The sequence below is a fragment of the Pseudomonas sp. GM78 genome, assembly GCF_000282475.1.
Lineage (GTDB): Bacteria > Pseudomonadota > Gammaproteobacteria > Pseudomonadales > Pseudomonadaceae > Aquipseudomonas.
Genome location: NZ_AKJF01000061.1, coordinates 92,751 through 115,596, shown reverse-complemented (window position 1 = coordinate 115,596; position 22,846 = coordinate 92,751). Strand labels below are relative to the sequence as shown.

Below are 22,846 nucleotides of genomic sequence, written 5' to 3'. Positions count from 1 at the left end.
AGGAATAAAACGATGCCCCTCTCGCTACTCATTCTGGCCTTGAGCGCCTTCGCCATCGGCACCACCGAGTTCGTCATCATGGGCTTGCTGCCCGATGTGGCGGCCGACCTCGGTGTGTCGATTCCCGGCGCCGGCTGGCTGGTGACCGGTTACGCCCTGGGCGTGGCCATTGGTGCGCCGTTCATGGCGCTGGCCACCGCCCGGTTGCCGCGCAAGGCCGCCCTGGTGGCGCTGATGGGCATTTTCATTGTCGGCAACCTGCTCTGCGCGGTAGCCAGCGACTACAACGTGCTGATGTTTGCCCGTGTGGTGACGGCGCTGTGCCACGGTGCGTTCTTTGGCATCGGTTCGGTGGTGGCGGCAGGCCTGGTGCCGGCCAACAAACGCGCCTCGGCCGTGGCCCTGATGTTCACCGGCCTGACCCTGGCCAACGTCCTCGGCGTGCCGCTGGGCACCGCGCTCGGTCAACAGGCCGGCTGGCGCTCGACCTTCTGGGCGGTGACCGTGATCGGCGTGATCGCACTGATCGGCCTGGTTCGCTTCCTGCCGGCCAAGCGCGATGAAGAAAAACTCGACATGCGCGCCGAACTGCGTGCCCTCAAGGGTGCCGGTATCTGGCTGTCCCTGAGCATGACCGCACTGTTCGCCGCCTCGGTATTCACCCTGTTCACCTATGTGGCACCACTGTTGGGCGAAGTCACCGGCGTCTCGCCTCGCGGCGTGACCTGGACCCTGATGCTCATCGGCCTGGGTTTGACCGTCGGCAACATCATCGGCGGCAAACTGGCGGACAAGGGCCTGGCGGCAACGCTGATCGGCGTCTTCATCGCCATGGCCGTGGTCTCCACCGTATTGACCTGGACCAGCGTCGCGCTGATCCCGACCGAAATCACCTTGTTCCTCTGGGCCACCGCGTGTTTCGCCGCCGTGCCTGCCCTGCAGGTGAATGTGGTGACCTACGGCAAGGCCGCACCGAACCTGGTCTCGACCCTCAACATCGGCGCCTTCAACGTCGGCAACGCCCTGGGCGCCTGGGTTGGCGGCAGCGTCATCGCCCACGGTTTCGGCCTGACCAGCGTGCCCCTGGCGGCAGCGGCCCTGGCGGTACTCGCCCTGCTGGCGACCCTGATCACCTTCCGTCAGAGCGGCGACCCCGAACTGGCCCCTGCTACCAACTGATCTTCACAAGAGAGCTATTTCATGACGACTATTTTCGATCCGATCAAACTGGGCGACCTCGAACTGGCCAACCGCATCATCATGGCCCCGCTGACCCGCTGCCGCGCCGACGAAGGCCGCGTACCCAACGCGCTGATGGCCGAGTACTACGTACAACGCGCTTCGGCCGGCCTGATCCTCAGCGAAGCCACTTCGGTCACCCCGATGGGCGTCGGCTACCCGGACACCCCGGGCATCTGGTCCAACGACCAGGTGCGCGGCTGGACCAACGTCACCAAGGCGATCCACGGCGCGGGCGGCAAGATCTTCCTGCAACTGTGGCACGTCGGCCGGGTGTCCCACGAGTCGTACCTGAACGGCGAAAAACCGGTCGCCCCGAGCGCCATCCAGCCTAAAGGCCACGTCAGCCTGGTGCGTCCGCTGGCCGATTACCCGACGCCCCGCGCGCTGGAAACCGCTGAAATCGCCGACATCATCGACGCCTACCGCGTCGGTGCCGAAAACGCCAAGGCCGCCGGTTTCGATGGCGTGGAAATCCACGGCGCCAACGGCTACCTGCTCGACCAGTTCCTGCAAAGCAGCACCAACCAGCGCACCGACCAATACGGCGGCTCCCTGGAAAACCGTGCCCGCCTGTTGCTGGAAGTGACCGACGCAGCCATCGAAGTCTGGGGCGCCGGCCGCGTCGGTGTGCACCTGGCACCGCGCGCCGACTCCCATGACATGGGTGACGACAACCTCGCCGAAACCTTCACTTATGTCGCGCGCGAACTGGGCAAACGCGGCATCGCCTTCATCTGCTCGCGCGAAAAAGAAGCCGACGACAGCCTCGGCCCGCAGATCAAGGAAGCCTTCGGTGGCCCGTACATCATCAACGAACGCTTCACCAGGGACAGCGCCAACGCCTGGCTGGCCGCAGGCAAGGCTGATGCCGTCGCTTTCGGCGTGCCGTTCATTGCCAACCCGGATTTGCCGGCACGGTTGAAGGCCGATGTGCCGCTTAACGAGGCGCGTCCAGAGCTGTTCTATGCCAAAGGGCCGGTTGGCTACATCGACTACCCGACGTTGTAATCGGCACCCGCTGAAACGCAAAAGCCCCGGACTCTTATGAGTCGGGGCTTTTTTTGTAGTGGTTGCCACGCATCAAATCAATTCGAATTACTTCGCCGAAGTTTGGTTTTCATGCGGATTGTTTATGCCGGATGTTTAGTTGCGTTTACTTAGGGTATCGAAATATCGGATGACGCCTCAGGACCTTGTAGGCAAACTCCGAATCTTGCGTTTTGGCACTTTGCCGCCTTGTTGCGCTTTTATTCGAAAGGATAGTCTTCGGACATCGCTGACCATTCAGCGATCGGGCTTGGAAACCCGTCGGATCACAGCGCAACAGCACCTCTAACACGACTCCAGACGTTTTTTACGACTGCGAAATAAGTGTTATGGCAGCTGTGCGTGGGACGCTTTCGGGCGTGCCGGTTTCCTTGATCCCCGGTTTTCCAACCCGCGTACAGCTGCCACCCATTCGCTTGGAAACGAACGTGGCGGCTTCTTGGATTAAGGAGTTGCACCATGAGCAAAACAAACCCGCGCTCACCTTCAGAACTGAAGACCGTCGGACTCACACCCTTCCTGTATCTCTCGAATCAGCCTCTGTTCCACGTCTGTCGAGACGTTCCCATCGCTGACGCTCTGGCTCAAGCCTCCGACCTGCTGTTCCTCGCCAAGTCCCTGACCGTGGATGCCGCTTACACCCAAGACTCCGACCGCCACGCCTGGGCCGCGCATTACCTGACTGCGATGAGCAAAGCGGTGATCGATGATGTGGCGAAGGTGTTGGAGCGAGGGGTTGATCGCAAGAGTAGGCAGGCAACGCAACAGCGATAACTCATGCAAATAATAAAGTGTCGTATTGCGGCTTTTCAGAATTGGATATCGCTTTTTAGCCTTGTTGGAGCAGCCGAAGGCTGCGATCTTTTGATCTTCAGCAACGGTGGCATACCCAAATCAAAATCAAAAGATCGCAGCCTTCGGCAGCTCCTACAGGGGGACTGCGCCAACAATGAGGTCGAGTGTCAGCTCGCCTCGGCTGTTTTTGATTTTGATCCACCCGCCCCTTCGGGAGGCTGAGTGGAGGTGTCCATCCGGGGATTGGCGCGCAGCGCCGTTCGACGCAGTCGAACACATCGCATGTAGGTGCCAGCGAAGCCAACCGGAGGGCGATGCCCCCGGATGGAAACCGGAGCGAAGGAACGCCGAGCCTTAGCGAGGGGCCGGACGCTGGGGCGAGCGTTTTTTTGCTTACTTTTTTTAGGCGCTTGTAAAAAAAGTGAGTCGCCGTAAGGGCGAAACCGCCAGCCGCCGTTACCGCAGCAACGGATATGTATTCAGTCAACAAAAGTCAGGTCGGCTATCAGGCCGCCTTCGCGAGCAAGCTCGCTCCCACAGGAATTAGAGTACATCTGCAAAATCAGGTCGGCAGTCAGGCCGCCTTCGCGGGCAAGCCTCGCTCCTACGGACTCGACACAAAATCCCTACAAAATACTGAGCCTGTTACCTGTCAACCGACCGAACAGGTGTATATAAAAGCACCCTTGCGCCGTAACGCCCGTGAAGAACTGTTCATCTACAGCTTCAACGGTTGACACACAGGAAGCCGAATACGCATTTTGTTTCACTTACGCAGGCTGGGATTGAAACGCAGCATGTCCAGCGCGATATCGACCCAACGCTCGGCCTCGGTATGCAGCTCAAAGCTGTCCGGCGCAAGCAACCATTGGTACAGCAGGCCATCTATATAGGCATGAATGCTGACAGCCGCACGAACGGTGTCGAGATCTTCCGGCAACTGCCCACGATTGACGGCATTACGCAGGGTCAGGCCGATGCGCGTGTTGCATTCGAGGCTCGCTTCCCGGCGCTGCTGGCGCAGGTCGCACATTTCATCGGTGAATTCGCACTTATGAAACAGAATCTCGTTGATGCGCCGGGTCTTGGGATCCAGCGCAACTTCATGAAACAAATGAATCAACAGCCGGCGCATGCAGCCCAGCGGGTCGAGCTCGTCTTCGCTTTCGGCGGCTTTGGCCAGTTCATCAAGGGGCTCATGCAAGCTGTCGAGCATGGCCTGCACCAGGTCCGCCTTGTTGCTGAAATGCCAGTAAATCGCCCCGCGGGTGACGCCGGCCAGGGTCGCGATGTCCGCCAGGGTCGTGCGCGCCACACCCCGCTCGAAAAAGGCTTTTTCGGCCGCTTCGAGTATCTGGCTGCGGGTTTCTTGAGCTTCCTCTTTGGTACGACGGACCATGGCAGTACAACCTCAATCAGGATGCTTCAGCGATGTCTGGATATCAGCTGAATAAAAGCGGGGCGAGTGCTCTCGGGTATCGTCCCCGGACCTACGATTCGGACCTTTCAACGGCGGTTGTAAGGGCTTGGGTTACATGACCCAGCTATTTACAAACAACCATGAATGTAAGTATATTCCTTAGCATGCTACTTATCCACTCGGCCCTCACTTTTTAACCTTCAATCTTTTCTTGTGCGTTTTTTTCGCGCCTGACCCGAGGATTTTCATGCAATTCAAGCCAGCTGTTACCGCTCTGGTCGCCGCCGTCGCCCTCGCATCGCTGCTCAGCGGATGCAAAAAGGAAGAAGCCCCGCCGGCCGCTCCACCGCCTCAGGTCGGCGTTGTTACCCTGCAGACGCAAACGTTTACGTTGACGTCCGAACTGCCGGGCCGCACCAGTGCGTTCCGCATTGCTGAAGTGCGCCCACAGGTCAACGGCATCATTCTCAAGCGTCTGTTCAAGGAAGGCGGCGACGTCAAGGCCGGCCAGCAGCTGTATCAGATCGATCCGTCGGTTTATGACGCTACGCTCAAAAGCGCCGAAGCCAACCTGCGTTCGACCAAGTCGGTTTCCGACCGCTACAAGCAACTGGTCGACGAACAGGCCGTAAGCCGCCAGGAATACGACACCGCCGTGGCCAACCGCCTGCAATCGGAAGCCGCCCTGCAAACAGCCCAGATCAACGTGCGTTACACCAAGGTGTATGCGCCGTTGACCGGCCGGATCGGTCGCTCGTCGGTCACCGAAGGCGCGCTGGTCAGCAACGGCCAGACCGAAGCGATGGCGGTGATCCAGCAACTGGACCCGATCTACGTCGATGTTACCCAGTCCTCGGTCGAGCTGCTTGCGCTGCGCCGCGAACTGGAAAGCGGTCGCCTGCAAAAGGCCGGCGACAACGCCGCGAAAGTCAAACTGACCCTCGAGGATGGTAGCCAGTACAAACTCGACGGCAAGCTGGAGTTCTCCGAGGTCTCGGTTGACCAGACCACCGGCTCCGTCACCCTGCGCGCCGTGTTCCCGAACCCTGATCACACCCTTCTGCCGGGCATGTTCGTGCATGCCCAGTTGCAGGCAGGCGTGAACAGCGCCGCGATCCTGGCGCCGCAGCAAGGTGTCACCCGCGACCTCAAAGGCACACCGACCGCGCTGGTCGTGGGTCCCGACAACAAGGTCGAACTGCGTCAGCTCAAGGCTAACCGTACCGTGGGCAACCAATGGCTGATCGAGGACGGCCTGAAGGCCGGCGATCGCCTGATCACCGAAGGCCTGCAATTCGTCAAGCCTGGCATCGAAGTCAAGCCAACTGACGCCACCAACGTCGGCGCAAAAAACCCGGCCCCCGCCAAGCCCGCTGAGCAGGCTTCCAGCGGCCAAGGGGAGTAATTCATGTCCAGATTCTTCATCGACCGTCCGATTTTCGCCTGGGTAATCGCCCTGGTGATCATGCTGGTCGGGGCTCTATCGATCCTCAAGCTGCCGATCAACCAGTACCCGAGCATTGCGCCGCCGGCCATCGCCATTTCCGTGACCTACCCGGGCGCTTCGGCGCAAACCGTACAGGACACCGTGGTCCAGGTGATCGAGCAACAGCTCAACGGTATCGACAACTTGCGTTATGTGTCTTCGGAAAGTAACTCCGACGGCACCATGACCATTACCGCGACCTTCGAGCAAGGCACCAACTCCGATACCGCGCAGGTCCAGGTCCAGAACAAGCTGAACCTGGCCACCCCGCTGTTGCCGCAAGAAGTGCAGCAGCAGGGTATCCGCGTGACCAAGGCGGTGAAGAACTTCCTGCTGGTGATCGGCGTGGTTTCCCGTGACGGCAGCATGACCAAGGACGACCTGTCCAACTACATCGTGTCCAACATGCAGGACCCGATCTCGCGGACCGCCGGTGTCGGCGACTTCCAGGTGTTCGGTTCCCAGTACGCCATGCGCATCTGGCTCGACCCGGCCAAGTTGAACAACTTCAACCTGACCCCGATCGATGTCAAAACCGCCATCGCCGCACAGAACGTCCAGGTGTCGTCCGGCCAGCTCGGCGGCCTGCCCGCCCTGCCCGGCACCCAGCTGAACGCGACGATCATCGGCAAGACCCGCCTGCAGACCGCCGAGCAATTCGAAAAAATCCTGCTCAAGGTCAACAAGGACGGCTCCCAGGTTCGCCTCAAGGATGTCGCCAACGTCGGCCTGGGTGGCGAAAACTACAGCATCAACGCCCAGTTCAACGGCGCCCCGGCGTCCGGCCTGGCCGTGAAACTGGCCACCGGCGCCAACGCCCTGGATACCGCCAAGGCCCTGCGCACGACCATCGACAACCTCAAGCCGTTCTTCCCCGAAGGGATGGAAGTGGTGTTCCCGTATGACACCACGCCGGTGGTGACCGAATCGATCAAGGGCGTGGTTCACACCCTGGTCGAAGCGGTCGGGTTGGTGTTCCTGGTAATGTTCCTGTTCCTGCAGAACTTCCGCGCCACCATCATCACCACGATGACGGTGCCGGTGGTATTGCTCGGTACATTCGGCATCCTCGCGGCAGCCGGGTTCAGCATCAACACCCTGACCATGTTCGGCATGGTGCTGGCCATCGGCTTGCTGGTGGACGACGCCATCGTCGTGGTGGAAAACGTCGAACGGGTGATGAGCGAAGAAGGCCTGTCACCGAAAGAAGCCACCAAGAAGTCCATGGGCCAGATCCAGGGCGCACTGGTGGGTATCGCCCTGGTGCTGTCGGCGGTACTGCTGCCAATGGCGTTCTTCAGCGGCTCCACCGGTGTGATCTACAAACAGTTCTCGATCACCATCGTCTCGGCCATGGCCCTGTCGGTACTGGTTGCCCTGATCTTCACGCCGGCGCTCTGCGCCACCATGCTCAAGGCAATTCCGAAAGGCGAGCACCACACGCCGAAACGCGGCTTCTTCGGCTGGTTCAACCGCAACTTCGACCGTGGCGTCAAAAGCTACGAGCGTGGCGTGGGCAGCATGCTCACCCATAAGGCGCCGTACCTGCTGGCCTATATTATCATCGTCGTTGGCATGATCTGGCTGTTCACCCGCATTCCAACCGCGTTCCTGCCGGAAGAAGACCAGGGCGTACTGTTCGCCCAAGTACAGACCCCCGCCGGTTCGACGGCCCAGCGCACCCAGGTGGTGGTGGACGAAATGCGTGAATTCCTGCTGCGTCCGGGCAAGGATGGCGGTGAAGGCGATGCGGTGAACTCGGTGTTTACCGTGACCGGCTTCAACTTCGCCGGCCGTGGCCAGAGCTCGGGCATGGCGTTCATCATGCTGCGCCCATGGGAAGATCGTAACGCCGACAACAGCGTGTTCAAGGTCGCCGCCCGCGCCCAGCAACACTTCTTCACCTTCCGTGACGCCATGGTGTTTGCCTTCGCGCCTCCGGCGGTACTGGAGTTGGGTAACGCCACCGGTTTCGACGTGTTCCTGCAGGACCGCGCCGGCATCGGTCACGACAAGCTGATGGAAGCCCGTAACCAGTTCCTCGGCATGGCGGCGCAAAGCAAGATCCTGACGCAGGTGCGTCCGAACGGCTTGAACGATGAGCCGCAATACCAGCTGGAAATCGATGACGAGAAGGCCAGTGCCCTGGGCATTACCATCGCCGACATCAACAACACCCTGTCGATCGCCCTGGGCAGTAGCTACGTCAACGACTTCATCGACCGCGGTCGGGTGAAGAAGGTTTACGTACAAGGCCAGCCCGGTGCGCGCATGAGCCCTGAAGACTTGCAGAAGTGGTACGTGCGCAACAGCGTCGGCACCATGGTGCCGTTCTCGGCGTTTGCCAAGGGTGAGTGGATCTACGGATCGCCGAAACTGGCCCGTTACAACGGCGTGGAAGCGGTGGAAGTCCTCGGCGCCCCGGCACCGGGTTACTCCACCGGTGAAGCCATGGCCGAAGTCGAAGCCATCGCCAAGAAACTGCCGGCCGGTGTCGGTATTTCCTGGACCGGCCTGTCCTACGAGGAACGTCTGTCGGGTTCGCAAGCACCCGCGCTGTACGCCCTGTCGTTGCTGATGGTGTTCCTGTGCCTGGCGGCACTCTATGAAAGCTGGTCGATTCCGATCGCGGTGATGCTTGTGGTGCCTCTGGGGATCATCGGTGCACTGATGGCCACCAGCCTGCGCGGCCTGTCCAACGACGTGTACTTCCAGGTGGGCTTGTTGACGACCATCGGCCTGGCGGCGAAAAACGCCATCCTGATTGTCGAATTTGCCAAGGAACTACATGAACAAGGGCGCAGCCTGCGCGACGCGGCTATCGAAGCCTGCCGCATGCGTCTGCGACCGATCATCATGACCTCGCTCGCGTTCGTGCTCGGCGTGGTACCCCTGGCGATCTCCACGGGCGCAGGTTCCGGTAGCCAGCATGCAATCGGCACCGGTGTGATTGGCGGTATGATCACGGCAACCGTGTTGGCGATCTTCTGGGTCCCACTGTTCTTCGTCACCGTGTCGGCCCTGGGTCAGCGTAAAAACGTCGACCAGCAAGACGCCATTGAACCTTCTAAAGAGGCTGGCTAATGAGCAAGTCGCTACTCTCCCTGGCAGTCGCCGCCTTCGTGCTCGGTGGCTGCTCGCTGATACCTGACTATCAGCGGCCGGATGCACCGGTGGCAGAACAATACCCGCAGGGCCTGGCGTACTCGCCGGCCGAGGCACCGGCGCAGGCCGCTGCCGAGCAGGGCTGGAAGCAGTTTTTCCATGACCCGGCACTGCAGCAGCTGATCCAGCTATCCCTGGAAAACAACCGTGACCTGCGCGTCGCGGCCTTGAACATCGATGCCTTTGCGGCTCAGTACCGCATCTCGCGCGCCGATCTGTTCCCGGCCGTTTCGGCCAACGGTACCGGTAGCCGCCAGCGCTTGCCGGCTGACGCTTCGCAATCCGGCGAGGCAGGCATCACCAGTTCCTACTCGGCCACCGTCGGCATCAGCGCCTATGAACTGGATATGTTCGGCCGGATTCGCAGCCTGAACGAAGAAGCCCTGCAGAAGTATTTCGCCACCGAAGAAGGTCGGCGCAGCACCCAGATCAGCCTGGTGGCCAGCGTGGCCAATGCCTACCTGACCTGGCAGGCCGACAAGGAACTGTACAAGCTGACCCAGGACACCCTGGCCGCGTTCGAGGAGAGCTACAAGCTCACCGCCCGCAGCAACGAAGTGGGGGTCGCTTCGGCCCTGGACCTGGCGCAGTCGCGCACCTCGGTGGAAAACGCCCGTGCGCAACTGGCCAAGTACACCCGTCAGGTCGCCCAGGATGAAAACAGCCTGGTGCTGCTGCTCGGCACCGGCATCCCGGCCAACCTGCAAGCGGCCAAACCGCTGAACGACGACCTGCTGGCCGAAGTGCCGCCTGGCCTGCCGTCGGACTTGCTGCAACGTCGCCCGGACATCCTGCAAGCCGAGTACAACCTCAAGGCCGCCAACGCCAACATTGGCGCGGCGCGGGCAGCGTTCTTCCCGAGCATCAGCCTGACGGCCAACGCCGGGACCCTGAGCCCGGACCTGTCCGGTCTGTTCAAGGGTGGTTCGGGTACCTGGCTGTTCCAGCCGCAGATCAACCTGCCGATCTTCAACGCCGGCAGCCTGCGCGCCAGCCTGGATTACTCGAAAATCCAGAAAGACATTGGCGTGGCGAACTACGAGAAGTCCATCCAGACGGCCTTCCAGGAAGTCGCCGACGGCCTGGCCGCGCGCCAGACCTACGTGCAGCAGTTGCAGGCACAGCAGGATTTCGTCAATGCCAACCAGGACTACTACCGCCTGGCCGAGCGTCGTTACCGCATCGGTGTCGACAGCAACCTGACCTTCCTCGATGCCCAGCGTCAGCTGTTCAGTGCCCAACAGGCATTGATCACCGACCGTCTGGCCCAGCTGGTCAGCCAGGTCAACCTGTACAAGGCCCTGGGCGGTGGCTGGAATGAACAGACGGCGAAGAACGAGCCGTTGAAAGAAGAAGCACCGAAGTTGAAATTGTTCTGATGTTGCATTGAGTAATAATGCCCACCGAATGGTGGGCTTATTACTATTAGCGACCGGCCAATAGTCGTCGGCCACTCAAGTGTATTCAAAACACAGTCTCAACATTGCGGCTAGCGCCTGGCCCAAAACTTTTTGCAGACGATCTTCGAAATTTCATTATTGTCATTCGTAGACATAAACTCAAAAGAACCTTCTACGTACTGAACACCTGACTGATTATCAATTTTATTGATCTTCAACAACCCATATCCTAAGTCCCCTGAAATTACAGACCCCCGACCCGTCCCGTAAATTGCCTGAACATGCTCTCCCTCTGAACCGATTTCGTAGCTGCCGACCTCAAGGCGTCTAAAACTCTCCAAATTCAATGCTGGCACTCGAGTCCCGTCATTCGGGCCAAAATGAGCACCAAGCGTGAAATTATTATCCAAGATAATGCGTTGAGCTGTCAGTTCCGTTTTCAAACCACTCTTTTCAACTGTGACATTCACAGAACCTGTAGCGGTGGATATTTTCATATCAACTTCAAAATTCGAACTCATTTCATACCCTCAACTAACAATAGACACCCCATATAATTACGAATTGTTGCCCGAATACCTTATACCAACCAAAACTAACCCTCTACTGGTACAAATGACAGTTCAGCAGCACTAATCTGAATAGACGTGAGAATTTTTATTCCACAAAAAACGCTAAGACTTGATAAAAACAGGCTTCAAAAAATTAAAACGCAGCGCGACATATGGGCAATCAACCATACTGAATAAGATGTTCGATAATCGCCCAATACCTGCTTTAACAGATTGAACTACCTAGTACATTCACCGCACCATCCGATCCACAAAACCAATAACAACAGGTCCGATGCCATGCCCCCGCGCCCTGCCCTGTCCGGCTGATCCGCCTCGCTTGTCCTGATTTCAAATGCACGTCTGCAACCCCGGGTTGCGGCATCCCCCTGTTTCATCCCCAAGAATTAGAGAGACCCGAGCCCATGACACCTTCTTCCGCGCAGTATCTCGTTCCCAGCCTGATCGCCGTAGCCCTGGCGAGCGCAGCCCTGCCCGCCCAGGCCGAGGAGTCGGGTTTTGTCGAAGGGGCCAAGGTCAACCTGAACCTGCGCAACTTCTACATCAACCGCAACTTCACCAACCCGACCAAGGCCCAGGGCAAGGCCGAAGAGTGGACGCAAAGCTTCATTCTCGATGCCAAGTCCGGATTTACCCAGGGCACCGTCGGTTTCGGCATGGATGTGCTGGGGCTGTACTCGGTGAAACTCGATGGCGGCAAAGGCACGGGCGGTACCCAGTTGCTGCCGCTGGACAGTGACGGCCGCCCGGCGGACAACTTCGGTCGCACCAACGTGGCGTTCAAGGCCAAGCTGTCGCAGACCGAAGCCAAGGTCGGCGAATGGATGCCGGTATTGCCGATCTTGCGTTCGGACGACGGCCGTTCGCTGCCGCAAACCTTCCGTGGCGGGCAGCTCACCTCGAAGGAAATCGATGGCCTGACCCTGTACGGCGGCCAGTTCCGCCAAAACAGCCCGCGCGACGACAGCAGCATGGGCGACATGTCGATGACCGGCAAAGCCGCATTCACATCCGACCGTTTCAACTTCCAGGGCGGCGAATACCTGTTCAACGACAAACGCACCCAGATCGGGGTGTGGAACGCCGAACTCAAGGACATCTACAGCCAGCAATTCATCAACCTGACCCACAGCCAACCGATCGGCGCCTGGACCCTCGGTGCCAACCTCGGTTACTTCTACGGCAAGGATGACGGCAGCGCCCGGGCCGGCGAGCTGGACAACAAAACCATGTACGGCCTGCTCTCGGCCAAGTACGGCGGCAACACCTTCTACGTCGGCTTGCAGAAACTCACCGGCGACAGCCCGTGGATGCGGGTCAACGGCACCAGTGGCGGCACCCTGGCCAACGACAGCTACAACTCCAGCTACGACAACGCCCGGGAAAAATCCTGGCAAGTGCGCCACGACTACAACTTCGCTGCCCTTGGCGTGCCGGGGCTGACCCTGATGAACCGCTACATCAGCGGCGATAACGTGCACACCGGCACGATCACCGATGGCAAGGAATGGGGTCGTGAAAGTGAACTGGGCTACACCGTGCAGAGCGGTGCGCTGAAAGACCTGAACGTGAAATGGCGCAACTCGACGATACGCCGCGATTACAGCAACAACGAGTTCGATGAGAACCGCGTGATCATCAGCTACCCGATCAGCCTGTTGTAAACCTCAAGTACGCCTTCGCGAGCAGGCTCGCTCCCACATTCGACCGCATTCCTTCAGGAAAAACCCGGTTAATTGTGGGAGCGAGCCTGCTCGCGATGGCGTCAGATCAGGCGCCGCATATCGCGGGGATCACTCCCGCGATTCAATCCCCAACTCATCCCACACCGACTCCGCCAGGTGGAACGTCGCGTTAGCTGCCGGAATCCCGCAGTAGATCGCGCTCTGCATGATCACTTCCTTGATCTCGCTGCGGCTCACGCCGTTGTTGGCGGCGGCGCGCAGGTGCAGTTTGAGTTCACCCTCGCGGTTCATGCCGATCAGCATGGCGATGGTGATCAGGCTGCGGGTGTGGCGCGGCAGGCCCGGACGGGTCCAGATGTCACCCCAGGCGTGGCGGGTGATCATTTCCTGGAACTCCGAGTTGAACTCGGTCAGGGTCGTCAGGCTGCGGTCGACATGGGCGTCGCCCAGAACGGCGCGACGGACCTTCATGCCTTCGTCGTAACGTTGTTTCTCGTCCACGGAATTCTCCTCAGCGAGCCTTCAGGAAGGCCAGTACGCGATCGCTGAAATCAGCGCCGGCCTGGACGTTGGACAAGTGCGCGGCATAGAACTCGGCGTACTCGGCGCCCGGTACGTGCTCTTGGATGAAGTGCCCGCCGGACGGCGGCGTGACCGCATCCTGGGTGCCGGCGATCACCAGCAACGGTGCCTTGATCGAGGACAACTGATCACGGAAATCGGCATCGCGCACCGCCGCGCAATTGGCCGCATAGCCTTCAGGCGAAGTGGCCGCCAGCATGTCGGTAATCTGCTTGGCCGCCGCCGGGTTGGCTTCGGAGAAATCCGGGGTGAACCAGCGTGCAATCGACGCATCGCGCAAGGCGACCATGGCCGCCTGACCGTCACGCAGCACGGTTTCGATACGCGGGTTCCAGATCGACGGATCGCCGATTTTCGCCGCGGTGTTGCACACGATCAGCTTATTCAGACGTTCGCCAGCGTTGATCCCCAGCCATTGCCCGATCAGCCCGCCCATGGACAGGCCACAGAAATGTGCGCGTTCGATGTGCAAGGCATCCAGCAGTGCCAATACGTCACGGCCCAGTTGTTCGATGCTGTAAGGGCCCGGTGTCACCAACGATTGGCCGTGGCCGCGGGTGTCGAAACGCAGCACACGGAAGTGCTCCGTGAACGCCGGAATCTGCGCGTCCCACATGTGCAGGTCAGTGCCCAGCGAGTTGGACAGCACCAGCACCGGCGCATCAACCGGCCCATCGAGTTTGTAATGCAGTTCGCCATCGGCGAGTTGAACGAAAGCCACAGCAGTCTCCTTCAGGCAGTCAATGCAGAATGTTCAGCCACCGCTCGCTCGACCCAGGTACGGGCCTGACCGAGGTAATGGGCGGGGTCCAGCAGATGATCGAGTTCAGTGGCCGACAGCTCGGCGGTCACTTGCGGCTCGTCGCCGAGTACGGCGCGCAGATGGCGTTTTTCAGCCACGGCGCGTTTGCAGCATTGCTCCAACAGGTGATGCGCGGTGTCGCGGCCAACCCGTTGTGCGAGGACGATGCTCACCGCTTCGGCGAGCACCAGGCCCTGGGTCAGGTCGAGGTTGCGGGCCATGCGTTCGGCGTCCACTTCCAGCCCGCCCGCGACCAACAGCGCTTGCTTGAGACTGCCGGACACCAGGCAGCAAATCTCCGGCAGGGTTTCCCACTCGGCATGCCACAGCCCCAGGCTGCGCTCGTGCTCCTGTGGCATGGCGCTGAACAGTGTCGAAAGCAGGCCCGGCACGCGAGTCGCCGCGCCAATCAGCACCGCCGCGCCAACTGGATTGCGTTTATGCGGCATGGTCGAAGAACCGCCCTTGCCCGGCGCCGAAGGTTCGAACACCTCGGCGGCTTCGGTCTGCATCAACAAGCTGATATCGCGGCCGAGTTTGCCGAGGCTGCCGGCGATCAATCCGAGTACCGAGCCAAACTCCACCAGGCGATCGCGCTGGGTGTGCCAAGGCTGGTCGGGCAAGCTCAGTTGCAGCTCATCGGCCAACGCCTGGGCAATCGGCATCGCCTGCTCACCGAGGGCCGCAAGGGTTCCAGATGCGCCACCGAATTGCAGCACCAGCAGGCGCGGCTTGAGTTCTTGCAGGCGTTGACGGCTGCGAGTGACGGCGCCCAGCCAACCGGCGATTTTCATGCCGAGGGTGACCGGCGTCGCGTGCTGCAACCAGGTGCGCCCGGCCAGTGGCGTGGCCACATACCGTTGGGCCTGGGTGGCGAGGGTGTCGCCCAGTTGCGCCAGATCGCTGTCGATCAATTCCAGCGCACGGCGCAATTGCAGCACCAGGCCGCTGTCCATTACGTCCTGACTGGTGGCGCCCAGGTGCACATAGCGTTCAGCTTGCGCATCGCTCGCGGCGATCTGCTTGCCCAACGCCTTGACCAGCGGGATCGCCGAGTTACCCGCCGTGGCAATCGCCTCGCCGAGGGCGGCAAAATCGTAATGCCCGGCCTGGCACGCCGCTTCAATCGGCGCTACCGCGGCATGCGGAATCACACCGACCCGCGCTTCGGCCCGGGCCAGCGCCGCTTCGAAATCGAGCATGGCCTGGACCCGGCCCTGATCGCAGAACACTTCGCGCATATCGCGGGCAGTGAAATAGGCATCGAACAATTGATTGCCCGGTCGCTCGTTCATAAACAGTCCCTGGAGGCGCGGGCCGCTCGGGCCCGCGGGTGTGGATCAAAGGTCGTTTTCTAGATACTTCGCATGCTTGGGCAGACGCAGGCTGAACAGGAACGCTATCGCCATCATCAACGTCACGTACCAGTAGAAGGAGTTTTCCATGCCGACCGCTTTGAGGCTCAAGGCTACATACTCCGCTGAACCACCGAAGATTGCATTCGCCACCGCGTAAGCCAGGCCAACACCCAATGCACGCACCTCAGGCGGGAACATTTCGGCTTTTACCAGACCGCTGATCGAGGTGTAGAAACTGACAATCGCCAGCGCCAGGGTAATCAGCACGAAGGCCAGGAACGGACTGGTGACGCTTTTCAGGCTGAGCAGAATCGGCACGGTGCACAGCGTGCCGAGTGCGCCAAACCACAGCATCGAGTTCCGGCGACCGATCTTGTCCGAGAGCATGCCGAAGATCGGCTGCATGCACATATAAAGGAACAGTGCGCCGGTCATGATGTAACTGGCGGTCTTGGCGTGCATGCCAGCGGTGTTCACCAGGTATTTCTGCATGTACGTGGTGAACGTGTAGAAAATCAGCGAGCCACCGGCGGTATAGCCGAGCACGGTGATGAACGCAGCCTTATGGTCGCGAAACAGCGCGCGAATGCTGCCGGCGTCCTTGTTTTCGCGCATTTCCTTGCTGGTGGTTTCTTTCAGCGAACGACGCAGGTACAGCGAAACCAAGGCCGCCATGGCACCGACCACGAACGGAATCCGCCAGCCGTAGGCACGCAGGTCATCCTCGGTGAGGAACTGTTGCAGGACCACCACCAGCGACACCGCCAGCAACTGCCCGCCAATCAGGGTCACGTACTGGAACGAGGCGAAGAAACCGCGCTGGCCCTTGAGGGCGACTTCGCTCATGTAGGTGGCGGTGGTGCCGTATTCGCCGCCCACCGACAGGCCCTGGAGCAAACGGGCCAACAGCAGCATGATCGGCGCCCAGACGCCAATGTCCTTGTAGGTTGGCAGGCAGGCGATGAGCAGCGAACCGAAGCACATCATCAGAATCGATATCAGCATCGAATTCTTGCGCCCGTGCTTGTCCGCGAGACGGCCGAAAATCCAGCCGCCAATCGGGCGCATCAGGAACCCGACGGCAAACACGCCCGCGGTGTTGACCAACTGCACCGTGGGGTTGTCGGACGGGAAAAAGGCTGGCGCGAAATAGATCGCACAAAAGGCGTAGACGTAGAAGTCGAACCATTCGACGAGGTTACCCGACGATGCGCCGACAATGGCGAAGATTCGCTTGCTGCGTTCTTCGCCGGTGTAGAGCGCTGCTGGAGCTGTAGTTGGGGTTGTCATTGTTTTGTTCACTCAATGGGGACAGTGAGAGTCTAGACACACTTTGCAACAGTCCCGTTCCGCAGATGGTTCAGCGACGCGATTCCCCCTGTGGGAGCGGCGGTGCGACGATTCGACTTGCTCGCGAAGGCGTCGTGTCAGTCGATATGAATGTTGCCTGACACACCGCTTTCGCGAGCAAGCCCGCTCCCACAGGTTATGTGGTGTTCGATCAATAATCGAAGAACACCGTCTCCGCATCAGTGCCCTGCAGAATCACATTCCACTGATAAACACCGCTCGCATCCTGCTTCGCCAGCAAGGTGCCGCGACGCTCGGCCGGCACGCATTCGAGCAGCGGGTCGTTCACGTTGGCGGGTTCCCCATCGAAGTAGATCCGCGTCAGCAAGTGCTTCACCAAACCGCGGGCGAACACCAGCACCACCAGGTGCGGTGCCTGGGTCGTGCCTTTGAGGCCTTCGACCGTGCCCGGCTTGATGGTGGTGAAACGGAAACGCCCTTCGGCGTCCACCGGCACCCGGCCAAAGCCTTCGAAGTTCGGGTCCAGGGGTTTGTCCTGATCGTCTTCAGGGTGGTCGTACTTGCCGGCGGCGTTGGCCTGCCAGACTTCCAGCATCGCGTCGTTGACGACATCACCGTTGCCATCGACCACTTGCCCGGTGATCGCCACGCGCTCGCCCAGGGTTTGTTCGACGGTCAGGTTTTCGCGATTCAGCCAGGTCAGGCCGATGTGGTAGTACGGCCCTACGGTGTGGGACGTGGTCGCAGTCAGCGTCATCTTATTTCTCCATCGGCGTGGCGTCGCGGCCGCGCAATACGATGTCCCAGCGATACCCGAGGGCATAGGAAGGGATGGTTTTTTCCAGATCGAAACTGGCGATCAAACGCTCTTTGGCACTGGTATCCGGCACGCAGTTGTAAATCGGGTCGTACGCCAGCAGCGGGTCCCCGGGGAAATACATCTGCGTGACCAGGCGCGTCAGGATGCTCGGCCCGAACAGCGAGAAATGGATGTGCGCCGGACGCCAGGCGTTGTGGTGGTTACCCCACGGATACGCGCCAGGCTTGATGGTCTGGAACTGGTACCAGCCATCGGCGTCGGTCACGGTACGGCCGGTGCCGGTGAAGTTCGGGTCCAGCGGTGCGTCGTGCAGGTCCCGGGCATGGTTGTAGCGGCCGGCGGCGTTGGCCTGCCAGATCTCCACCAGAATCCCCGGCACCGGCAGACCGTTTTCGTCCAGCACACGGCCGTGGACGATGATGCGCTCACCCTGAGGCTCTCCCTCGTGCTGGGCGGTCAGGTCGTTGTCCTTCTCGTTGATGCGCTCGGCACCCACGGTAGGACCGGTGATTTCCGACAGCGAATGCGGCAGGAACACCAGCGGTTTGGACGGCGAGCGCAGGTTGGTGGATTGATAGGTCGGGTGCAGGTAGGCAGGCTGGGTGCCTTCCTGCGGTCGACGGTAACCAGGCTTGTCAGTCATGAAACATTCCTCAGTTCTTATAAGTCTTTTCGAGCGCGTCAGACGCGCTCGATCGCCAGGGCCAGACCTTGGCCGACACCGACGCACATGGTCGCCAGACCTTTCTTGCCACCGGTTTTTTCCAGCTGATGCAGAGCAGTCAGTACCAAACGCGCACCGCTCATGCCCAACGGATGGCCCAAGGCAATGGCGCCACCGTTCGGGTTGACTTGAGGTGCGTCGTCCGCCAGCCCCAGTTCGCGCAGCACCGCCAGGCCCTGGCTGGCGAACGCTTCGTTGAGTTCGATGACGTCGAAATCGCTGACCGCCACACCCAGGCGTTCGGTCAACTTGCGCACCGCTGGCACCGGGCCAATACCCATCACCCGAGGTGCAACACCGGCGCTGGCCATGCCCAATACTTTGGCGCGAGCCGTCAGACCGTGCTTTTTCACCGCTTCGGCCGAGGCCAGGATCAATGCCGCGGCGCCGTCGTTCACACCGGAAGCGTTGCCGGCAGTGACGGTTTTGTCCGGGCCATTGACTGGCTTGAGTTTGGCCAGGGTTTCCAGGGACGTGTCGGCGCGAGGATGCTCATCCTGGCTGACAACTGTTTCACCCTTCTTGTGGGCAATGCGCACTTCGACGATCTCTTCGGCGAAAAAGCCCGCGGCTTGCGCGGCAGCGGTGCGTTGCTGGCTGCGCAGGGCGAACGCGTCCTGGTCTTCACGGGACACTTCGTAATCGTCGGCGACGTTGTCGGCGGTCTGCGGCATCGCATCCACACCGTACTGGGCTTTCATCAACGGGTTGATGAAGCGCCAACCGATGGTGGTGTCTTCGAGTTTCATGTTGCGCGAGAACGCGGCGTCGGCCTTGCCCATCACGAACGGTGCGCGGGACATCGATTCGACGCCACCGGCAATCGCCAGCTCCATTTCGCCACTGGCAATGGCGCGGAACGCGGTGCCGATGGCATCCATGCCCGAAGCGCACAGGCGATTGAGCGTCACGCCAGGAATCGATTCCGGCAGACCCGCCAGCAGCAGCGCCATGCGCGCCACGTTGCGGTTGTCTTCACCGGCCTGGTTGGCGCAGCCGAGGAACACCTCGTCCACTGCGTTCCAGTCCACCGACGGGTTGCGCTCCATCAGGGCCTTGATCGGCACGGCGGCCAGGTCGTCGGCGCGAACCGCCGACAGGCCTCCGCCGAAACGGCCGATGGGGGTGCGAATCGCGTCGCAGATATAAACTTCACGCATTATGCTTCTCCTGGTGCTTGGCCATGGGCCGCTGCGGTGCGGGCTTCCAGATCGCGCAGTGCGGTCAGCTCGACCTCGGTCGGCTCGGCGGTGGTGTCGACGTTGTCGGCAAAACGGATCGGCCAACCGGTAGCCGCGACCACTTGCTCGCGGGTCACGCCCGGGTGCAGTGCAGTGACCACAAATTCGTGGGTGCCGGCTTCCGGCTCCATGATGCACAGGTCGGTAATGATCCCTATAGGACCTGCGCCCGGCAGGCCCAGACGCTTGCGTGAATCACCACCCTCGCCATGGCCGACCGACGTGATGAAGTCGAGTTTGTCGACGAACGAACGCGACGACTGCTTGAGGATGATCAGCACGCTCTTGGCGGAACCGGCAATCTCCGGCGCGCCACCGGCACCCGGCAGACGCACTTTCGGTGCGTGGTAATCACCGACCACAGTGGTGTTGATGTTGCCGAAACGGTCGACTTGCGCAGCGCCGAGGAAACCGACGTCGATACGCCCGCCCTGCAGCCAGTAGCGGAAAATCTCACCGGTCGGGACCACGGTATCAGCGGTTTCCGCCAGTTCACCGTCACCGATCGACAGTGGCAGTACGCTCGGCTTGGCACCGATCGGGCCCGATTCGTAGATCAGCACCACGTCTGGCGAGGAGGTCAGGCGCGCCAGGTTGGCCGCTTTCGACGGCAGGCCGATACCCACGAAGCATACAGAACCGTTCTTCAGGCGGCGGGCGGCAGCGACGGTCATCATTTCATTGGTGGTGTAAGTCATTACTTCGCCTCCGAAGCGGCGGCCAGTTTGGCCTGGAACTCGCTGAAGTCAGCGCTGCCATGGATGTACTCGTTGATCCACGCAGTGAAGGTTTCACGGTCGCGGGCAATCGGGTCCCAAGCCTGGTAGAAGCGGTTGTCGCGCTCGTTGTAACCGTGGGCATAGGAAGGATGAGCACCACCAGGGACGTGGCAAACCGCGCTCAGGGCCCAGGTTGGCAGGACACAGGAGTTCATCGGCGCGTTCAGGTCATCGACGATTTCCTCAACGGTGACGATGCAGCGCTTGGCAGCCAGCGCAGCTTCTTTCTGCACGCCGAGAATGCCCCACAACAGCACGTTGCCCTTGCGGTCGGCTTTTTGCGCGTGGATCACGGTGATGTCCGGGCGTACCGAAGGCACGGCAGCCAGCACTTCGCCGGTGAACGGGCAAGTGACGGACTTGATCAGCGGGTTGACCTTCGGCAGGTCGGAACCGGCGTAGGCACGCAGCACCGCGAACGGTAGGCCGGATGCGCCAGCGACATAGGCGTTGGCCAGGTCGGCGTGGCTGTGTTCTTCAATTTCCAGGGCGTGGGGCCACTGCTTCTCGACAGCGTCACGCAGACGATGCAACGAACCGACGCCAGGGTTGCCCCCCCAGGAGAAAATCAGCTTGCGAGCACAACCGGCGCCGATCAACTGATCGTAGATCAGGTCAGGGGTCATCCGCACCAGGGTCAGGTCTTTCTTGCCCTGGCGAATGATTTCGTGACCCGCCGCTGTCGGGATCAGGTGAGTAAAGCCTTCGAGTGCGACCGTATCGCCGTCATTCACGAATTGCTTCACCGCGTCGTGCAGCGAAAGAATTTCAGCCATTGGGGCAGGCTCCCATTTTTTATTAACCAACGTGGTGAAAAGGCGCCGATGCGCAGCGCCGGATTGGTTAAAGATTAAGCTCCTGCCATACGCCAAACAATCCGATAATCGACTGAGTGTTCGTTTATCGAACACATTGTTGTCAGGCTACCGTTTCTGAAAACTGCTATCAGGTCGCATCCGCATGACTGACCACGCCTTTAATCAGCACCGCAGCAGTCGCCAACGCCGCCGGAATCACCAATGCCGTCAGCACTTGCTCGAAATTCCAGCCCAGCCCCAGCAGGGTCGCGCCCATCCATGCCCCCAGGATCGCGCCGAAGCGGCCAATCCCGAGCATCCACGACACCCCGGTGGCACGTCCTTGAGTCGGATAAAACCGCGCCGCCAGCGACGGCATCGCCGATTGCGCACCGTTGACACACATACCGGCCACCAGCACCAGGGTCGCCAGGAGGGTGATATTGCCCAGGCTCTGCCCTACCGCGTAGGCAAACACCCCGGCCAACAGGTAGAACGTGCCGATGACCTTGTGCGGATTGAACCTATCCATCGCCCAGCCTACGCCCACTGCGCTCAACACCCCACCGAACTGGAACAGCGCGCCGATGAACGTGGCCTGCTCCATGCTCGCGCCACTGTCGCGCATCAGGGTTGGCAGCCAGCTGGTCAGCAGGTAAACAATCACCAGGCCCATGAAGTAGGTCAGCCACAACAACAAGGTGCCGACGCTGTAGGTGCCGCTGAAGATCACGGCAAACACGTTGCGCGCCTTCACGGTTTTTTGTTCCGGCACGCTGAAGCCCGATGCCTGGGCCACCACCGCCGGGTCGATGGGCGCCAGCGTCTTGCGTACTTTGTCTGTGCCGCGATTACGCACGACAAGAAAACGCGCCGATTCGGGTAGCCAGAACAGCAACACGACGCCGAGGATCAACGGCAGGATCCCGCCGATCAACAGCAGGCTGTGCCAGCCGAAGGCCGGAATCAGCTTGGCCGAAATGAATCCGCCACCGGCCATACCCAGGTTGAAGCCGCAGAACATGCTGGTCACCAGCAGGGACTTCTTGCGCTCCGGGGTGTATTCCGACAGCAACGTGGTGGCGTTCGGCATCCCGGCACCCAACCCCAGGCCAGTGAGGAAACGCAAGACCAGCAACTGATCGACATTTGTACTGTAAGCCGACGCCAGGCTGAATGCACCGAACAAGAACACGGCGCCCACCAGTACGACTTTTCGCCCGAAACGATCAGCCAAAGGGCCGGAGCCCAATGCGCCGAAGACCATGCCGATCAGCGCCGCACTCATGACCGGGCCCAGGCTGGCGCGGTCGATACCCCAATCCTGGGACAGGGCGGGCGCGATAAAGCCCATGGCCGCCGTATCGAGGCCATCGAGGAAGACAATCAGGAAACACAGGATCACCACTCGCCATTGATAACGCGAAATGGGCTGGGCATTGATGAAGGACTGCACGTCGAGGCAGTTACCTACAGCAGACTGGGGCTGGTTCATTATTATTTTTCCACGCAAAAGTACACAGTCGAACAGGTGCCAGCCGAAAGGTTGGCGCAGCCGCGACAGTAATAATCTGCAGGAAACAGCGTCAATTCACTAAAAGCGACTCCGTGCGATTATCG

20 protein-coding genes are annotated in these 22,846 nt (G+C 60.5%); 8 read left to right on the top strand and 12 right to left on the bottom strand.

Annotated elements, in window-relative coordinates; all coding sequences use genetic code 11:
* The first annotated feature begins 12 nt into the window (after nucleotides 1–12).
* From PMI35_RS23695 to PMI35_RS34580, 4 genes are all read left to right on the top strand, one after another.
* Nucleotides 13–1,179, top strand: a complete 1,167-nt coding sequence (locus PMI35_RS23695) for an MFS transporter (RefSeq protein WP_008056905.1) — start codon at nucleotides 13–15, stop codon at nucleotides 1,177–1,179.
* 21 nt (nucleotides 1,180–1,200) lie between these two features.
* Nucleotides 1,201–2,250, top strand: coding sequence for an alkene reductase (locus PMI35_RS23700; RefSeq protein WP_008056903.1), 1,050 nt, complete (start codon nucleotides 1,201–1,203; stop codon nucleotides 2,248–2,250).
* Between the two features lie 498 nt (nucleotides 2,251–2,748).
* The gene (locus PMI35_RS23705) at nucleotides 2,749–3,063 is read left to right on the top strand and encodes a DUF3077 domain-containing protein (RefSeq protein ID WP_008056901.1); all 315 of its coding nucleotides are present in this window, start codon (nucleotides 2,749–2,751) and stop codon (nucleotides 3,061–3,063) included.
* A 494-nt stretch (nucleotides 3,064–3,557) separates the two neighbouring features.
* Complete coding sequence (locus PMI35_RS34580; RefSeq protein ID WP_008056899.1) at nucleotides 3,558–3,821, top strand: hypothetical protein; 264 nt, start codon at nucleotides 3,558–3,560, stop codon at nucleotides 3,819–3,821.
* A 29-nt stretch (nucleotides 3,822–3,850) separates the two neighbouring features.
* Here PMI35_RS34580 and PMI35_RS23710 read toward each other — a convergent pair whose 3' ends face one another.
* Entirely contained in the window at nucleotides 3,851–4,483 is a 633-nt protein-coding gene (locus tag PMI35_RS23710; protein ID WP_008056897.1) for a TetR family transcriptional regulator, read from the bottom strand.
* 268 nt (nucleotides 4,484–4,751) lie between these two features.
* Between PMI35_RS23710 and PMI35_RS23715 the strand changes: the two genes are divergently transcribed.
* The 3 genes from PMI35_RS23715 to emhC are packed head-to-tail and all read left to right on the top strand — an operon-like array spanning nucleotide 4,752 to nucleotide 10,534.
* On the top strand, nucleotides 4,752–5,909 hold the full coding sequence (locus tag PMI35_RS23715) for an efflux RND transporter periplasmic adaptor subunit (protein WP_008056893.1): 1,158 nt from the start codon (nucleotides 4,752–4,754) through the stop codon (nucleotides 5,907–5,909).
* Between the two features lie 3 nt (nucleotides 5,910–5,912).
* Nucleotides 5,913–9,074: an efflux RND transporter permease subunit EmhB gene (emhB, locus tag PMI35_RS23720; protein ID WP_008056891.1), complete on the top strand. Its 3,162-nt coding sequence runs from the start codon at nucleotides 5,913–5,915 to the stop codon at nucleotides 9,072–9,074.
* Nucleotides 9,074–10,534 (top strand): efflux RND transporter outer membrane subunit EmhC, encoded by a 1,461-nt coding sequence (emhC, locus tag PMI35_RS23725; protein WP_008056890.1) that lies wholly within the window; start codon nucleotides 9,074–9,076, stop codon nucleotides 10,532–10,534. Before emhB ends, emhC begins: the two co-directional genes overlap by 1 nt.
* Nucleotides 10,535–10,644: 110 nt before the next feature.
* Here emhC and PMI35_RS0132380 read toward each other — a convergent pair whose 3' ends face one another.
* Nucleotides 10,645–11,076: a hypothetical protein gene (locus PMI35_RS0132380; RefSeq protein ID WP_032831458.1), complete on the bottom strand. Its 432-nt coding sequence runs from the start codon at nucleotides 11,074–11,076 to the stop codon at nucleotides 10,645–10,647.
* Between the two features lie 455 nt (nucleotides 11,077–11,531).
* Here PMI35_RS0132380 and PMI35_RS23730 point away from each other — a divergent pair, with 455 nt between their 5' ends.
* The gene (locus PMI35_RS23730; RefSeq protein ID WP_008056888.1) at nucleotides 11,532–12,791 is read left to right on the top strand and encodes an OprD family porin; all 1,260 of its coding nucleotides are present in this window, start codon (nucleotides 11,532–11,534) and stop codon (nucleotides 12,789–12,791) included.
* A gap of 129 nt (nucleotides 12,792–12,920) precedes the next feature.
* On the opposite strand, the gene pcaC is transcribed toward PMI35_RS23730, so the two are convergent.
* The 10 genes from pcaC to PMI35_RS23780 form a co-directional block, all read right to left on the bottom strand.
* Nucleotides 12,921–13,313: a 4-carboxymuconolactone decarboxylase gene (gene pcaC / locus PMI35_RS23735; protein WP_008056887.1), complete on the bottom strand. Its 393-nt coding sequence runs from the start codon at nucleotides 13,311–13,313 to the stop codon at nucleotides 12,921–12,923.
* Nucleotides 13,314–13,323: 10 nt separating this feature from the next.
* Complete coding sequence (gene pcaD, locus PMI35_RS23740; protein ID WP_008056885.1) at nucleotides 13,324–14,115, bottom strand: 3-oxoadipate enol-lactonase; 792 nt, start codon at nucleotides 14,113–14,115, stop codon at nucleotides 13,324–13,326.
* An 11-nt stretch (nucleotides 14,116–14,126) separates the two neighbouring features.
* A complete protein-coding gene (locus tag PMI35_RS23745) occupies nucleotides 14,127–15,491 on the bottom strand; it encodes a 3-carboxy-cis,cis-muconate cycloisomerase (protein WP_008056883.1) in 1,365 nt (454 codons plus the stop codon).
* Nucleotides 15,492–15,536: 45 nt separating this feature from the next.
* Complete coding sequence (locus PMI35_RS23750) at nucleotides 15,537–16,844, bottom strand: MFS family transporter (protein WP_008056881.1); 1,308 nt, start codon at nucleotides 16,842–16,844, stop codon at nucleotides 15,537–15,539.
* 211 nt (nucleotides 16,845–17,055) lie between these two features.
* Entirely contained in the window at nucleotides 17,056–17,622 is a 567-nt protein-coding gene (gene pcaG / locus PMI35_RS23755) for a protocatechuate 3,4-dioxygenase subunit alpha (protein WP_008056879.1), read from the bottom strand.
* Nucleotide 17,623: 1 nt separating this feature from the next.
* Complete coding sequence (gene pcaH, locus PMI35_RS23760; protein ID WP_008056872.1) at nucleotides 17,624–18,328, bottom strand: protocatechuate 3,4-dioxygenase subunit beta; 705 nt, start codon at nucleotides 18,326–18,328, stop codon at nucleotides 17,624–17,626.
* Between the two features lie 38 nt (nucleotides 18,329–18,366).
* A complete protein-coding gene (gene pcaF, locus PMI35_RS23765) occupies nucleotides 18,367–19,572 on the bottom strand; it encodes a 3-oxoadipyl-CoA thiolase (RefSeq protein ID WP_177325070.1) in 1,206 nt (401 codons plus the stop codon).
* Nucleotides 19,569–20,348, bottom strand: coding sequence for a CoA-transferase subunit beta (locus PMI35_RS23770; protein ID WP_008056867.1), 780 nt, complete (start codon nucleotides 20,346–20,348; stop codon nucleotides 19,569–19,571). Before PMI35_RS23770 ends, pcaF begins: the two co-directional genes overlap by 4 nt.
* A complete protein-coding gene (locus PMI35_RS23775) occupies nucleotides 20,348–21,205 on the bottom strand; it encodes a CoA transferase subunit A (RefSeq protein ID WP_008054173.1) in 858 nt (285 codons plus the stop codon). The genes PMI35_RS23770 and PMI35_RS23775 overlap by 1 nt, the downstream gene beginning before the upstream one ends.
* A 169-nt stretch (nucleotides 21,206–21,374) precedes the next feature.
* Nucleotides 21,375–22,721 carry an MFS transporter gene (locus PMI35_RS23780; RefSeq protein WP_008056865.1) on the bottom strand — a complete coding sequence of 449 codons (1,347 nt, stop codon included), beginning with the start codon at nucleotides 22,719–22,721 and terminating at the stop codon, nucleotides 21,375–21,377.
* Between the last annotated feature and the right edge of the window lie 125 nt (nucleotides 22,722–22,846).

What these genes read in the sequence shown, in the direction of transcription:
- PMI35_RS23715 (WP_008056893.1), top strand. Translation starts at nt 4,752, where the DNA reads ATGCAATTCAAGCCAGCTGTTACCGCTCTGGTCGCCGCCGTCGCCCTC.
- pcaG (WP_008056879.1), bottom strand. Translation starts at nt 17,622, where the DNA reads ATGACGCTGACTGCGACCACGTCCCACACCGTAGGGCCGTACTACCAC.
- PMI35_RS34580 (WP_008056899.1), top strand. Translation starts at nt 3,558, where the DNA reads ATGTATTCAGTCAACAAAAGTCAGGTCGGCTATCAGGCCGCCTTCGCG.
- PMI35_RS23780 (WP_008056865.1), bottom strand. Translation starts at nt 22,721, where the DNA reads ATGAACCAGCCCCAGTCTGCTGTAGGTAACTGCCTCGACGTGCAGTCC.
- pcaH (WP_008056872.1), bottom strand. Translation starts at nt 18,328, where the DNA reads ATGACTGACAAGCCTGGTTACCGTCGACCGCAGGAAGGCACCCAGCCT.
- PMI35_RS23700 (WP_008056903.1), top strand. Translation starts at nt 1,201, where the DNA reads ATGACGACTATTTTCGATCCGATCAAACTGGGCGACCTCGAACTGGCC.
- emhC (WP_008056890.1), top strand. Translation starts at nt 9,074, where the DNA reads ATGAGCAAGTCGCTACTCTCCCTGGCAGTCGCCGCCTTCGTGCTCGGT.
- PMI35_RS0132380 (WP_032831458.1), bottom strand. Translation starts at nt 11,076, where the DNA reads ATGAGTTCGAATTTTGAAGTTGATATGAAAATATCCACCGCTACAGGT.
- PMI35_RS23705 (WP_008056901.1), top strand. Translation starts at nt 2,749, where the DNA reads ATGAGCAAAACAAACCCGCGCTCACCTTCAGAACTGAAGACCGTCGGA.
- PMI35_RS23775 (WP_008054173.1), bottom strand. Translation starts at nt 21,205, where the DNA reads ATGGCTGAAATTCTTTCGCTGCACGACGCGGTGAAGCAATTCGTGAAT.
- PMI35_RS23710 (WP_008056897.1), bottom strand. Translation starts at nt 4,483, where the DNA reads ATGGTCCGTCGTACCAAAGAGGAAGCTCAAGAAACCCGCAGCCAGATA.
- PMI35_RS23730 (WP_008056888.1), top strand. Translation starts at nt 11,532, where the DNA reads ATGACACCTTCTTCCGCGCAGTATCTCGTTCCCAGCCTGATCGCCGTA.
- emhB (WP_008056891.1), top strand. Translation starts at nt 5,913, where the DNA reads ATGTCCAGATTCTTCATCGACCGTCCGATTTTCGCCTGGGTAATCGCC.
- PMI35_RS23770 (WP_008056867.1), bottom strand. Translation starts at nt 20,348, where the DNA reads ATGACTTACACCACCAATGAAATGATGACCGTCGCTGCCGCCCGCCGC.
- PMI35_RS23745 (WP_008056883.1), bottom strand. Translation starts at nt 15,491, where the DNA reads ATGAACGAGCGACCGGGCAATCAATTGTTCGATGCCTATTTCACTGCC.
- PMI35_RS23695 (WP_008056905.1), top strand. Translation starts at nt 13, where the DNA reads ATGCCCCTCTCGCTACTCATTCTGGCCTTGAGCGCCTTCGCCATCGGC.
- PMI35_RS23750 (WP_008056881.1), bottom strand. Translation starts at nt 16,844, where the DNA reads ATGACAACCCCAACTACAGCTCCAGCAGCGCTCTACACCGGCGAAGAA.